Raw genomic sequence first — 13,476 nt, forward strand, 5'->3', positions numbered from 1 at the left:
CCCCTTCCAGCAAGTCGACTTCTTCACCGAAGTGCCCGAGCCTACACACGCTTCTTCATTGACATGGACGCTCACCGTCCCGCTCACGGACGTGCCCTCTGGCACTGCCGCCCTTCTCCTGCCGGACGCCACCGACGCCGGGTCGCGCGACGTCGCCTCAAGGCGGCGGCCGGGTTCCAGATCGAGGAGCTGCAGCCATCGTCGGACAGGTCGGCGACCGTGAGCAAGGGGAGGGGCCATCGGTCACCCGGGGGTCGATCGCGCGGACCGCTTCTTCCGCAGCTCGATCAGCCTGTCCGCGTGCTTGACGAGGACCGCCCGGTTCAGCCGCAAGAACTTGACGATCACCTCCAGCTCCGCCGCGCTGAAGGCCTCGAGCGCCTTGTTCCCCTCCTCGATCAGCGGGCCGTAGATCGCCTCGGTCGATCGGCCCACCTTGGGCGTGAGCGCGATGGTGATCCGCCGCCGGTCAGCCTCGTCGCGGACGCGCTTGACGAGCCCCGCGCCCTCCAGCCGATCGAGCACCCCTGTGACGGCCCCCCCGGTCACGCGCGCCGCCTGCGCGAGCTGGCTCGGGGTCATCGGCCCGCTGCGGGAGAGGATGTCCAGGCAGCGCAGGTCCGTGCGGTTGAGCCCCAGAAGCTCGGCCACCTCGGCATCGAAGATCTCCTGATCGGTCTGCCAGCCCTGGACCTCGTCCCCAAGCTCACAGAGGAGCGCGTCGCGGTTCTTCCTTGACATACATATCCTTTAGATGCTAAACAATATACACGCTGAGTATTTTAGCCGATCAACAAACTACGTGAGCGCGGCGGCGCCGTAAAGGCCCGGCGCGCTGAGGAGATTTATGGGAAAGCCCCTCCACGTCGTCGTCATCGGCGCGGGAACAGGCGGCATGGCGCTCGCCCATGGCCTCATGCAGGCCGGCATAAGCGTCGCCGTCTACGAGCGCGACCGCACCCGCACCGGCGGGCTCCACGGGTACCGCGTGGGCATCAACGCCGACGGCAGCCGGGCGCTCGCCGCGTGCCTCCCGCCCAGGCTGTTCGAGACGTTCGTCGCGACGTGCGCCAAGCCGCTCAAGCGCGTGAGCTTCATGACGGAGGGGCTCAAGCAGCTCTTGACGCTCGACATCCCCCAGAACCCCGACCCTACGAGCTCGGAGAAATCCGTCAGCCGGATGACCTTGCGCCAGGTGCTGTTCAGCGGGGCCGAGGAGATCATCCATTTCGATAAGGTCTTCACCCATTACGAGCAGCATCCCGACGGCAAGGTGACCGCGTTCTTCAAGGACGGCAGCAGCGCCACGGGCGACCTGCTCGTCGGAGCCGACGGCGCGCGCTCGCGCGTCCGCTCTCAGCGCTTGCCGCACGCGAAGATCCTCGACGCCGGCGCGGTCGCCGTGGGCGGCAAGGCGCCGCTGACCGACGAAGTGAGGGCGATCTTGCCCTCTGTCATGACCGAGGGCTCTTCGTTCATCTTCGCGCCCCGCGGCCTGTTTTCGGTCATGCACACCATGGAGTTCCCCTGGGACGCCGAGGGCGCGCCGAAGACGGGCGTCGGCAGCACCGAGGCCGAGCTGATCCGCGCGTGGCCTGGGCTGCTCTATGACAACACGCGCGACTATTTCATGTGGGGCGTCGCGTGGAAGGCCGACCGCGTGCCCGCGCGCCTCCTCAAGATGCGCGGCGGCGAGCTGCTCCCGCTCGTGAAAGAGCTGACGCCCGGGTGGAGCCCGAGGATGCATCGGATCTATGACCTGAGCGATCCCGAGTCGACGTTCTCGATCAACATCTCGACGTCCGAGCCGATCCCGCCGTGGAAGGCCAGCAACGTGACCCTGCTCGGCGACGCCATTCACACGATGACGCCGGGCCGCGGGGCTGGCGCCAACACGGCGCTCCGCGACGCCAACCTGCTCCGCAAGCGGCTCATCGACGTCCGGGACGGCAAGCTCTCGCTGCTCGAGGCGGTCCACCGGTACGAGGCGAAGATGATTGAGTATGGGTTCAAGGCCGTCGCCGAGTCCTTGAAGGACCAGGGCGGCGACAGCCCGATGTACAAGCCGGTGATCGGCTCGATGATGCTGGCCGGGATGCGGACGATGCTCCGGGTGACGAGCCTCTTCCCGCCGATGAAGCGGAGGATGGCGAAGAGCCTCCTGCGCGAGCGGGGCGCCGAGCGGGGAGAGGATTGAGGGGGCTTCCTCGGCGGGGACTCGATCCAGAGTGAGCGGAAATCGAAGGACGTTCCTGCCTGTTCGACCCTCGACACGCGCAGATCGAGGCTTCCGCGCTGTCGCCTGCTCAATCACTTCCGGCTGATCTGCCGCCGCGCTAGGCGCCGGTGTGGCCCAACGCGGCCCCGTCGGCCGCCGCTTCGTCTTCTGCCGCCGCGGCAGCCGGTACGTCGGCCGATGCCGGCGTCTGGCCCGGAGGCGCGGCTCCCAGGAAGCGGCCTTCGCCCGCCGCCCCGGCCTGCGCTCCCCCCGACAGGCGAGCGCCTCCGACCGCTCGGCCCTTGCCGCGCAGCTCGGGGATCGCTTCATCAAGGGGCGCGAAGTCTCCCAAGCCGAGCTCCGCGACCTTACGTGCGGCGCGGTTGTCGTGGTGGATCTGGCTGCTCGACTTGTGCCCGGTCCGATCGGAGATCCACGTCTCGGTGCGCCCGCTCGCTAGCTTGATCAGGAGCGACTACCGGCGGATTGAACGCCGCCGGCCTTCTCCGATCCAGCCGTCGCCTGACAGAGCCGCCACGACATCGCTTACGCAGGCGCACGCGGGCCGCTTTGGCCGATAGGACGAGCCGGTCTCCTACTCAGGAAACCGAAGCGTCTCGAAGATGGCCAGCGGGATGAACTACTGGGCGGCGGCGTTCGGCGTCGAGCCCGAGCTCGACGGCGCGCTCGCTGCCGGCGTCGCGGCCTGCGCCTGCTGCTCGAGCGTCGCGGCGCTCGCGTCGTCCGTCTTCTTGCAGGCGCTGCCGAGGCCCGCGCTCGCGAGGGCCAGCGCGACGAGCGCCTGCCGGCGCCGGCCAAGAGAGTTCTTCGATGGAGGTGAGTCAAGCAAAGTCATCGTCGACATGGTGTCGTCCTTGCTCAAAGTCTGATTATTCGGCTACGGCGTCGAGGGATGCCGCCGGCTCGCGCCGTTGCCCTGAAGAGATGGTGCGGTACTTGGCGGCGGGGTGCCGATCGAGCAGCCGCTTCTGGCCGGCGCCGTAGATCTTCTCGCGCAGCGTGCCTGGCTGATACTCGCGCTGCGTGAGGCCGCGCTGCTGTAGCACCGGCACGACGCCGTCCACGAAGTCGACGAACGTGCCCGGCGTGATCGCGTACGCGAGGTTGAAGCCATCGACGCCTGCCGCGACCCAGCGCTCGAGCTGGTCGGCGATCTGCTCTGGCGCGCCCACCAGCACGGGCCCTGCGCCGCCGATGCCGATGTACTTGGCCAGGTCGCGCAGCGTCCACTTGCGGGTCGGGTCGGCCTCGGTGAAACCGTGAAGCAGCGTTCGGATGGCGTTGGTCTCGATGTACTCGAGCGGCTGATCGGGGGTAAACGCGCCGAAATCGATGCCCGACCAGCCCGAGAGCAGGGCCATGCTGGCGTCGTAGCTGATGCTCTCCAGGAAGTCGTCGTACTTGCGCTTGGCCTCGGCCTCGGTGCCGCCGGTGATCACCTTCACGTAGGAGAGGAACTTCAGATCATCCGGGTTCCTGCCGAGCGCGCTCGCTCGACTGCGCGTGTCGGCAACGTACTGGCCGACGACGCCGGGGTTCGGCCCCAGGACGAACACGCACTCCGCGTGCTGCGCCGCGAACTGGCGGCCACGCGGCGAGCTGCCCGCCTGGTAGAGCAGCGGGGTGCGCTGCGGCGACGGCTCGCTCAGGTGGATCCCGTGAACCTGGAAGTACTTCCCATCCACGTCGACGCTGTGAACCTTCGACGGGTCGGTGTAGAGGCCACGCTGGCGATCCTTGATGACGGCGCCATCTTCCCAGCTCGACTCCCACAGCCGATAGCAGATGTCGAGGTACTCGTCGGCGATGTCGTAGCGTTCGTCGTGCTTGGGCAGGCCCTTTTGTCCGAAGTTCTTGGCGCCGCTCTCCAGGTACGAGGTCACGATGTTCCAGGCGACGCGCCCGCGGGTCAGGTGGTCGAGCGTGGAGACCGTGCGAGCGAACGCGAACGGATGGTTCTGCAGGACGGAGCTCGTCCAGGCGAAGCCGAGGTGCTCGGTCGCTTGCGCCATCGCCGGGATCAAGGGCAGCGGGTCATTCACGGGCACTTGCGCAGCGCTCGAGACGGCCGCCTCGCGGTTGCCGCGGAACACGTCGTAGACGCCGACCACGTCCGCCAGGAACAGCGCGTCGAACTTGCCGCGCTCGAGCACCTTGGCGAGCTCTACCCACGTGTCGAGCTCGGTGTAGCGCTCCATCGTGTCGCCCGGCTTGATCCACAACCCGGGAGACTGGTGCACCACGCAGTTCATGTGGAACGCATTTAGAAGAATTCGCTTGGACAGGTTAGACATTTGAGGCTTCGCGGAGGGGAAGGGGGGAGATTCAGGCGAGCACGCCGTTGCTGCTCCACAGCTCGGTGCGGGCCTTTGCGCGCTCTCGGCGCACCAACGGGATCACCGTCTCGCCGAAGCGTGGCAGCTCGTCTTCATAGTGCAGGAAGGCAGCGAGGATCAGGTCGACGCCGACCTCGTGGTACTGGCGAATGCGATCTGCGATCTGCTCGGCGGGGCCGATCAGCCGCGTCTTGAAGCCGTCATTCGGTTGCACCAGATTGGCGTAGTCCGAGTTGGCCCACATCCTTGGAGAGCGGCCGCGGCAGGAGCCAGGCGTCGTTGATGCGGAAGAAGTCGCCCTTGAACGTGAAGCGCTCCTGTGTCCACAGGCCGCGCAGCACCTGAATGAACTCCTCGGACTGGCGATAAGCCCGAATTCTCGGCGCGCGCCGCCATATGCGCGTTCCACTCCAGCGTCCAGTCTGTACGCTGTGGAAGGCTGCTGATCACCATGCCGCCGCTGCCGAGCGGCATCCAGTATCCAAAATGAACATCCATGACGAATTCCGCGGAAGACAACGCGCGAGCCGAACTCCGGCGATCGAGTGCGAGGGTCAAGCAACGCTCGTGCCACACGCGCGCTGGGGTGGGCGCAGCACCGCGGGGGAAGCGGTGACATGACGCGGGTGACCATCGGGAAGACAGAGTGGCTGGCAGCGAAGCTCACGCCCTCGGCGCTCGCGGGGAGAGCCGCCGGTCCGCCCGCGCAGCCCAGCATCAGCGCGGCGGCGAGCCCCGCGCGTCACCTCTCGGACAACCTCCGTCTCGTTGAGAAGACGCGTCCTCCGGCTGCAAGCCCCGGCGCGGATCGAGTCCTGCTGGCGCTTCTGGCGCGCGGCGAGCCAACCGCCCGCCGGCTGCTGCCCAGCGCGCAGCCGTGCCCTCGCGCTGTTGCTCGGGCAGCAACGCCGCGAGCGCCACGCGCCACAGCGCGCCCGTCTCGGCTTTTGTGACGCGAGCAGACCCATCCGGCCTGGCATGCGGGCTGCGCTCGCCTGGCATGCTGGATGCAGGGCGCTGGCAAACGGCGGGCATGGCTCGCTGCAACGAGAGATGGAAATCTAAATGACGACGTCGGCCGCGACCAGTGACACCGCCCACAAATCGAGCGCCAAGGCCAGCAACGGCCATGGCCCTTCTGCCATTTTGCAGCTCGGCTCGCCCGAGTTGAAGGCGCTGCTGGCGCAGATCGCTGCCGGCGCCTCCGAGCGCGAAGCCAAGCGCATCGCCCCGCACGAGCAGATCCGGCAGATCGCGGACGCGGGGCTCGGGCGGCTTCGCATCCCTGTCGCCGAGGGCGGCGCGGGCGTCACGCTGCGCCAGCTGTTCGACTTCTTGATCCAGCTCGGCGAGGCCGACTCCAACGTGGTGCACATCCTCCGCGTGCACTACTGGTTCGTGGAGGCGCAGCTGCAGCGGCCGCTCAGCGATCCGCTCCGCGCTCGCAACATAAAGCTCGTCAACGACGGCCATATCTTCGGCAACGGCTTCAGCGAGCAGAGCACGAAGGCGGTCGGCCTCTACTTCGAGACCACGCTCACGCCAGACGCGTCCGGCAAGGGCTATCGCCTCAACGGCAAGAAGTACTACTCGACGGGCAGCCTCTTCTCGACCTACACGCTGATCTTCGCGTCGACACCCGAGGGCAACGTCGCGGCGGCCACCATCCCCGTGAGCCGTGAAGGCCTCAAGCTCGAGGACGATTGGGACGGCTTCGGCCAGCGCCTGACGGGCACGGGCACCACCCTCCTCGAGAACGTCTTCGTGGCCGACGACGAGGTCGAGGTCTACGGTCATCCCGACGGCCCGCAGGCGCCGAGCTACCAGTACGCCTTCTTGCAGCTGTACTTGCAGGCGGTCGCGGCCGGCATCCTGCGCGCGGTGAAGAACGACGCCGTCGCGCTCGTGCGCCGGCGCAAGCGCAACTTTGCCCACGCTCAAGCCAAGGAGCCCACGGCCGATCCGCAGGTGCTGCAGGTCGTCGGCGAGATCGCGGCCGACTCGTTCGCCGCCGACGCCATCGTGCTGGCTGCAGCGGACGTCATCGACGAGGCGGCTCGGTCCGTGAAAGAGGGCCTGCCCGACAAGGCGCTCGCCGAGCGCGCTCAGATCCATTCGGCGCTCGCCAAGGTGGCCATCGACCGCTTCTCCTACGCCACCGCTGCCCGCTTGTTCGACGTCGGGGGCGCCTCGGCGACGCAGTCCGTCTACAATCTCGATCGGCACTGGCGCAACATTCGCACCGCATCGACCCACAACCCGACGCACGGCAAGGCCACCGCCATCGGCGACTTCGTCGTCAACGGCAAGGCCCCTCCGCTCAACGGCTACTTCTGAGCCGTTCGAGCTCCGAGCGATGCTCCCGAGCTGCCGCGCCACCCCGATCGGGGAGGCGCGGCGGCACCGGTATGCGGAGAATGAACAGATCCAACGAGTTCACTCGGCTGTGTGATATTGTCTATACCACGCTGGCCGGGGGCGCCTCGCTCTCGGGTCGTTGAACGCGGCGTCGCGCGCGCCCCCGCGCGTGACGTGCGGCGTTACGCTGGGTTCGCCAGCGCGAGGGTGGCCCAGGCGGAGGTGACGGCCCCCTTGTCTCGGCAGTGAAAGAACATCTTCTCGGCGGGGCCCGTCTCGAACCAGTAATAGAGCATGGGCTCGCCCTCCCAGCCGTCGTGCTTTTTGCGCGCGCGAAGCCACGATTTTGCCTTCCGGAGGGCGGCCGTGCCCGCTTCGCCCAGGGCTTCGAGCGCGAGCACCGCCGCCGAGGTCTCGAGCACCGTCTCGCCCCAGCTGCCGTCGTGGCCCTGGGTCGCGAGAATGAAGGCGGTCGCCCGCCATAGCTGGGGGCGGTACCTTTCGCCGTGAATGCCCAAGAGCTTGGCGGCGTGCAGCGTCGTCACGAACTTCGAAGAGAACCAGATGCTGCTCCAGTAGCCTTCCGGCTCTTGCAGCCCCGCGACGTACTGCGTGCAGGCGCCGACTTCTTGCGCGTAGCGCTCTGGCGCGACGCGGTGCAAGAGGTGGCCGGCGTGGGCCGACACGTACACGGAGGGCCCGAGCCAGTAGTCGGCGAGCCCCTGCGCGCACCCTTTGATCTCGGCCCGGCGCTCCGACAGGCTGTGAAACGCGCCTTGCGGCCGAGAGTAAAAGAGCTCGACCAGGCGGTCTAGCTTCGGCTGAAGTACGTCTCGGCCCACGCCCGCCGCGACCAGGCCCTCCAAGACGAGCAGGCTGTCGTCGGCCGTCACGCCGAAGCCAACCTGATACTCCCACAACGATTCGCGCGCGCTTTGCAGCAGATATTCGGTGAGCGGCCGGCTCGGGTTCGCCTGCAGCAGTAGCCCGTAGTAAGAAATGTTGCACTCGCTCTTGGTCTGAACGAACGCGGGCCGCTCGCCTGCCAGTCGGTAGATGGTCGTCTCGATCAAGGTCTGCGAGCGAAACGCCTCGACCTCGGCCGGCACGTCGAGGTACGCCCGCACCTTCTCGGCCGCCCTCTTGCCAGACTGCAAGGCCTGGGTCGTGCCGAAGGGCAGAACGTTGTCTGGCTCGACGAAGACGTAGTCGCCGGCCAAGAAGATGCGCTCGCAGGCGCGGGCCTCCCAGTCGGTCCATTTGGCGTAACTCGCGGGCGAGATGCGAGGGCCTACCGTGGGCCAGCGGTGCACGTCCGCGAAGCGGAGCGTCTTCTCGGAGAGCGCGCCGACCTTCAGCGCGCGGGCGTGCTCGAGCGTCCGGCGGACGATCTCTTCGTGCGGCAGGCCGCTCAGCGCCTCGGACGCTTCGCCCACGTAGTACACGAAGAGGGTGTCGGGCTTGCCGTCTCGCCCCCGGTGCTTGATGACGGTGTTGAACGGCAGGTCGGGGGTGACGATGTAGCTGAAGTCGGCGAGGTCGGCGCCCTCGAGGCCGAGCACCACCACGGTGCCTTCGCCGTACCGGAGCGAATCGAGGAAGACCCGGCACCGATCGTTGGTGAGGGTGGTGACGAGCCGCCTCGCCACCGGCGCCGGCGCCGTGCACACCGCGGCGCGGGCGGCGAGGGTGTGGGTCTCTTCGCCGCGCCGGAAGACCACCTCGACCGAGCCGCCCTTCTCGGTCAGCGAGAGCACCTCGACGCCGGTCTCGAGCCGGCCCTCGAGCGGCCGCGCCAGCCCCTCGACGAGCGAGCCGTTCGCCGTCTCGTAGTGCCGCGTGGGAAACTTGATGAAGGCGTCGTGCTGCCGCTGCGGCAGGTACTCTCTCATATCGCCCGGATGAATGAGGCGAAAGAAGCTGTTGAGGTGCCGGTACGCGCCCGGCAAGAGGGTGCTCGCGTCCTTCTCGGGGTCGGTTTCGAACGCGTCGAGCGTGTCGAGCTCGTGCGGCGCCAGGTCGAGCTGGCGCAGGCACTCTCTCACCGAGGTGCCGTAGTGAACTTTGCCCTGGGCGAAGAGCCCGATGCGCTCGCTCTCGGGGTGCAGCGCGGGCGTCCGCAGGGCGATCGGCGCCGCCGCGGGATCGTAGGCGAACACCGCGCCCAGGTCGTAGAAGCTCTCGCCCGCCGACTTCGTGTAGACGCGGCCCCCCGGGCGCGGCTCTTTCTCGAGGACGATGATGTTCCGGTCGCGCAGCGCGTGCGCGGCCGCCAGGCCCGCCAGGCCGGCCCCGATGATGGCCACGTCATAGGGGCCCGTGTTCTCGTGTTCGAAGAGTGTCACGTCATTCTCCCGCAAGGTTTTCGCCTACGAGGCGGCGTCGAGCACCACGAGGCTGACGACGGTCAGCAGCCGGCTCCCGAAGAAGGTCACGTCGGGGACCGCCAAGCGCAGCACGCGGTCTCGGTGTTGATCGAGCGGCGCCGCGAGCAGCGCGACGACGCTACCCCGCCAGAGAACGGCGGGCGCGAAGCAGACGAGCAAGAGCCTGCGCTGCTCGGGGCTGGCGAGGGCGCCGGCGAGCGAGAGCCCCGCCGCGGCGGCGAGCCAGAGCAAGGCCGCGGCGAGGCTGCTGCCCCTGCGCCCGAGCAGCGCGGCGAGCGTCTTGAGGCCCGCCCTCCGCTCTTCGGCGGCGTCGACGGCGCTCTCGGAGAGGAACACCGCGTACTCGGACAGCGAGACGAACAAGAAGGCCGGGCCCCACGCGGCCAGCGCGCGCGCGTCGCCCGAGGTGTGCAGGCCGAGGCCCGCGCCCCAGAGGGCGAAGTAGCTGACCAGGCAGGTCAGAAGGTGCCCCCACCAGTACGCCTTCAAGCGCCTGGCGGCCGCGGCGCCGGGCGACAGGTAATTGTAGGAGTAAAGCACCGTCAGCGCGAGAAACGCGCCGAGCCCGAGGCCGGCCAAGGCGCGCCCCCGGGCCAGCAGCCAGCCGATGCCGGCCGCGCTCGCCAAGAGCTCGGCCGCCATGGCGCGGGCGGTGAAGGTGCGGCTCACCGACAGCCAGCGGTACAGCTCGGGCTTGGCGCTCGCGTCGAGCTCGGCGTCGGTGAGGACGTTGACGTGGGTCATGAACGCGGAGCTCGCGAGCAACGTGAGCAGCGCGACGGCGGCGGCGCCGGCGTCGACGGGCGCGGGCGAGACCAGCATGCCGCCGAAGAGGAGAAGGGTGAGCGGCAGGTTTTTCTTCCAACGCGCCGCGCGCCACAGCCCGAGAAAGGCAGGGGGCGGGCGCGCGGCGCTCGTGGGGCGCGAAACGGTAACGGAAGGCGGCGAATGGAGCGAGGAAGTCGGCATGGTGGTCCTGCCAGGCGCGCGGCGGCGGGCTGGGCTTTGCGCAATGGTCGTTCGGAACGCCGGCGAAGCCGCGGTCGTCGCGCCCGAACGGCCGAAGCCGGTTTTGCTCGTAAGGTCGTTAGGATCCGGTCCAAAATAACTTTTCATTCTCATACTCAATTTGATGCGAGCAATCGCGATTATGTCGCGCGTGGCGCGCAGTCGCTCGCGCAGGTGCGCGGCCCATCGCGCTTCGCCGGCCCCGCGGGCCGAGGCCTCAGGCGAACGAGAAGCGGTTCAGCGCGTCGAAGTACCGCCACATGGCGCGCATCATCTCTTCGGCCGCGCCCCAGAATTGGCGCAGCCGCTCGGGGTCTTGGGGCAGGTGGTGGGGCACCTCGTAGATGCCCTGGACGTGCTCGAGCTCGACGACGTCGTGGCACTGCGACCAGCGCATGGCCTCCTCCGACAGCCCGAGCCGCCCCATCACCTGGCTGATATGAACGGTGATGTCCGAAGCGATGATCTCGGTGCCGACGTAGGCGCCGAGGCTCTGGTCGACGTCGTCCGAGCCGAGGCACTGCTTCAGCTCTTGAATCAGCCGCTTCTGCGGCTCGCGCATGAACTCCATCGCCGCGCCGTCGGCCCAAGCCTCGAGCCCCTTGACCATGTCGCGATACAGGTTGGGGTGGCCGTCGTCGGTGAACTTGCCCCGGCCGAGCTCGTCGTGCACCTGGCTCACGAGAATGCTGACCACGGGCTTGTTGGTGTCCCACAGCCGGTGCGCCAGCAGAGTGAGGTAGCGGCCCAGCACCTCGCTGAACTCGAAGCCGAGCTGCAACATCGTGCGCAAGAACCGAGGGTCTTTGGCGTCGGCGCGCTGAAAGAACGGGTGGTGGCGCATCATCAGATGCCCGAGCCGCTGCTCAACCTCACTGACCACGGCGCCCGGCCGCGGCTCGATGTTCGTCGCAAGTTCCATGGTTCACTCCGTGACGTTCGAAGCAGCGGCGGCGAGGTCCCGGCGCAGTCCAACGAATAGGCGCATCTCGGACTGCTCCGGCTCCGGATCGGCGCTGGAGCACGCCGCGGCGAGCCCGGACGGCGTTGAGACCGCGACGACGGAGCGTGCTACATGGAATCGGATTCGCATCATGATGAGGTCCACGTTCGTGCTGTGTTGACGGTCGTGAGGTGGCGCTCAGCCGCTCCCGCCCCGCGGGCCCCGGCCGCCTCCCCGTATTCGATGGAGGTTTATGCGCGGCGCCCTCCGGGGCTGACATCGCACGCCGCCTTCTTGCTCGTCAGGCGACGCTTACCCGAGCCCCTCGCCGGCTCCGCCGCCCTGGGCTCCCCGCGAACGCCGCCGCGTGCTCTCGGGCCCACCGCGCGCCATGAACTCCACCGGCTGAAGGAAGGTCCATCCGATCCCGCCGGCGGCGACCGCCGCGTCGAGCGGCGTGGACGAGCCGCCGAGCAGCACCGTGATCCGCCGCACCCCGGCCTGCCTCGCGAGCGCGACGAGCTGCTCCCCCGTCTGCAGCGGCGCGCAGTCGTCGCCGCCGAAGTTGATCAGGTGCAGCGCCTCGACGCCCTCGAAGGCGGCCGCGAACGTCTCCGGCGCGGCCAGATCGCCGGCCACGGCCTCGACGCCGTCGGGGAATTTCGCCCTCCCCGGATTGCGGCTCAGCGCGCGGACGTGGTGACCGCCCTCGGCGAGTTGCTTGACGATCTCGCGGTCGACGGTGCCGGTCGCGCCTGTGACAAGGATCTTTATGGATTTTTCCCGTGTAAGTGTAAACGCCGCCGATGTTCCGGCGGCCTGTCGATGGTTGGCTTCGATGGCTCGAAGCGGCTTTTCAGCGCCCGGAGCGGGTGAACGGCGTCCGCGCCCTCGCGGGCTCCTCCCGGCGGCTGCACCCGAGAGCCTGCGCCACCCCTCCTGACAACCCGTGGCAGCAACGCGCGCGACGCGGTCGCGCCGCGTCCTCGCCGGCCTCAGGCCGGCGCTTTGCCCTCGCGCTCCCAGGCCTGCTCCCAGGCCTGCTGCCACTCCTTCGTGAGCGTCCGGCGCGGCTTGCCGTAGGGCTGCGCGGTGAGCGCGATCCTCGCGATGCGATCGGCGCGGAAGTGCCGGAACGACGCGCGCAGGCAGCACCGCGCGGCGATGCGCGGCAAGCTTTCCGTCCAAGCACTTGGAATTGCTGGCGTTCCCGAATCAGGATCGGGAATTTAGCGCAGGCGCAGCTGCACCCCCAGCATCCCCGTGAAGCCGCCGCTCGGCAGCGTCGCCTTGGGCTTCGGGGGCGCGTGGAGGTCGCTCTGATGGATCCGCACGAAGGCCTCGGCGCTGCCGAGGAGGGCCACGCTTCCCTCGGCGGGCCACGCGAGGTCGATCGCCGTGCGCGTCCCGAAGGTCCACCCGTGCCCTGTCTCCTCCGGCTTCTTCGGGTCGCTCGGGGAGGCGATCACCCACTCGGCCGCGGCCTGGATCCTCGCGCGCACGAGCGCGTCGAGCGGCGCGACGGGCGCGGCGATGCCGCCGCCGACCCCCAGCCCGAGCCACTGGACGGACAGCTCCGGGGCCGGCTCGCGCAACGTCGTGGCATAGGACGCCGACAGCGTCCCGAAGAAGCCCGAGCGCCGGTCGAGCGCCGTGGCCATGACCCAGCCGCCGACGCCGGCGGGGCCGCCCTCGACCCCGCTGCCGGCGAGCCCGCCGACGCCGACGAACCAGCCGAGCGGGCGCGGCGGCGGCGCTCCCGCGGCCTGCTCGGCGTCGGCCTGCTCGGCGTCGGCCGGGGTGCCGGCGCGCTCCGACGCCAGCGCCGCGACCAGGAGCCCCGCGGTGCGGTAGCGGTCGGGCAGCGGATCCTCCTCGCGGAACTCGATCTCGCGCGACGACAGCGTGCCCCCGGGCGCGCCGAGCGACGCGACGTCGACCCGCAGGCGGCGGTGGTCCGGCCCGTCCAGCCAGACGACGGCCAGCGCCCGGATCGGGGTCCCGGTGCGCTTCGGGTCGCCGAGGGCGCACCCGCCGCCCCCGGCAGCGCGGGAGCACGCCTCAACGAGGAGCGCCGGGAGCTCGCCTTGCACGGCAGGGCCCGACGCGATGTCGACGACGATCGGGGCCGCCACGATAATTCTACCCGGGGCCGACGCTACCGGAGGGGGAGGGGCGAAGGCAAGCCGGAGCCGCCCCGGTCCT

13 protein-coding genes are annotated in these 13,476 nt (G+C 69.0%); 2 read left to right on the plus strand and 11 right to left on the minus strand.

Annotated elements, in window-relative coordinates; translation table 11 throughout:
- Positions 1 to 243: 243 nt before the first annotated feature.
- Positions 244 to 741 carry a MarR family winged helix-turn-helix transcriptional regulator gene (locus tag WMF33_RS05505; RefSeq protein WP_437336149.1) on the minus strand — a complete coding sequence of 166 codons (498 nt, stop codon included), beginning with the start codon at positions 739 to 741 and terminating at the stop codon, positions 244 to 246.
- A gap of 106 nt (positions 742 to 847) precedes the next feature.
- On the opposite strand from WMF33_RS05505, the gene WMF33_RS05510 reads away from it, so the two are divergent.
- Positions 848 to 2,197 carry an FAD-dependent oxidoreductase gene (locus WMF33_RS05510; protein ID WP_437336150.1) on the plus strand — a complete coding sequence of 450 codons (1,350 nt, stop codon included), beginning with the start codon at positions 848 to 850 and terminating at the stop codon, positions 2,195 to 2,197.
- 661 nt (positions 2,198 to 2,858) lie between these two features.
- On the opposite strand, the gene WMF33_RS05515 is transcribed toward WMF33_RS05510, so the two are convergent.
- From WMF33_RS05515 to WMF33_RS05530, 4 genes are read right to left on the minus strand one after another with little or no spacing between them, the layout of a single operon-like run.
- Entirely contained in the window at positions 2,859 to 3,083 is a 225-nt protein-coding gene (locus tag WMF33_RS05515) for a hypothetical protein (RefSeq protein WP_437336151.1), read from the minus strand.
- A gap of 25 nt (positions 3,084 to 3,108) precedes the next feature.
- Complete coding sequence (locus WMF33_RS05520; RefSeq protein ID WP_437339447.1) at positions 3,109 to 4,524, minus strand: LLM class flavin-dependent oxidoreductase; 1,416 nt, start codon at positions 4,522 to 4,524, stop codon at positions 3,109 to 3,111.
- A 40-nt stretch (positions 4,525 to 4,564) separates the two neighbouring features.
- Positions 4,565 to 4,789: a hypothetical protein gene (locus WMF33_RS05525; protein WP_437336152.1), complete on the minus strand. Its 225-nt coding sequence runs from the start codon at positions 4,787 to 4,789 to the stop codon at positions 4,565 to 4,567.
- The gene (locus WMF33_RS05530) at positions 4,776 to 4,916 is read right to left on the minus strand and encodes a hypothetical protein (protein ID WP_437336153.1); all 141 of its coding nucleotides are present in this window, start codon (positions 4,914 to 4,916) and stop codon (positions 4,776 to 4,778) included. Before WMF33_RS05530 ends, WMF33_RS05525 begins: the two co-directional genes overlap by 14 nt.
- A gap of 724 nt (positions 4,917 to 5,640) precedes the next feature.
- On the opposite strand from WMF33_RS05530, the gene WMF33_RS05535 reads away from it, so the two are divergent.
- Positions 5,641 to 6,912, plus strand: a complete 1,272-nt coding sequence (locus WMF33_RS05535) for an acyl-CoA dehydrogenase (protein ID WP_437336154.1) — start codon at positions 5,641 to 5,643, stop codon at positions 6,910 to 6,912.
- A gap of 203 nt (positions 6,913 to 7,115) precedes the next feature.
- On the opposite strand, the gene WMF33_RS05540 is transcribed toward WMF33_RS05535, so the two are convergent.
- From WMF33_RS05540 to WMF33_RS05565, 6 genes are all read right to left on the minus strand, one after another.
- Positions 7,116 to 9,278, minus strand: a complete 2,163-nt coding sequence (locus WMF33_RS05540; RefSeq protein ID WP_437336155.1) for an FAD-dependent oxidoreductase — start codon at positions 9,276 to 9,278, stop codon at positions 7,116 to 7,118.
- A gap of 24 nt (positions 9,279 to 9,302) precedes the next feature.
- A complete protein-coding gene (locus tag WMF33_RS05545) occupies positions 9,303 to 10,442 on the minus strand; it encodes a UbiA family prenyltransferase (protein WP_437339448.1) in 1,140 nt (379 codons plus the stop codon).
- A 103-nt stretch (positions 10,443 to 10,545) separates the two neighbouring features.
- A complete protein-coding gene (locus WMF33_RS05550) occupies positions 10,546 to 11,250 on the minus strand; it encodes an iron-containing redox enzyme family protein (protein WP_437336156.1) in 705 nt (234 codons plus the stop codon).
- Between the two features lie 333 nt (positions 11,251 to 11,583).
- Positions 11,584 to 12,321, minus strand: coding sequence for an NAD(P)H-binding protein (locus tag WMF33_RS05555; RefSeq protein WP_437336157.1), 738 nt, complete (start codon positions 12,319 to 12,321; stop codon positions 11,584 to 11,586).
- Entirely contained in the window at positions 12,267 to 12,446 is a 180-nt protein-coding gene (locus WMF33_RS05560; protein ID WP_437336158.1) for a WYL domain-containing protein, read from the minus strand. Before WMF33_RS05560 ends, WMF33_RS05555 begins: the two co-directional genes overlap by 55 nt.
- Before the next feature lie 54 nt (positions 12,447 to 12,500).
- Positions 12,501 to 13,406 carry a hypothetical protein gene (locus WMF33_RS05565; RefSeq protein WP_437336159.1) on the minus strand — a complete coding sequence of 302 codons (906 nt, stop codon included), beginning with the start codon at positions 13,404 to 13,406 and terminating at the stop codon, positions 12,501 to 12,503.
- Positions 13,407 to 13,476 lie beyond the last annotated feature (70 nt).

Origin of the sequence: Sorangium sp. So ce394 (genome assembly GCF_051474665.1) — a bacterium.
GTDB lineage: Bacteria > Myxococcota_A > Polyangia > Polyangiales > Polyangiaceae > Sorangium > Sorangium cellulosum_D.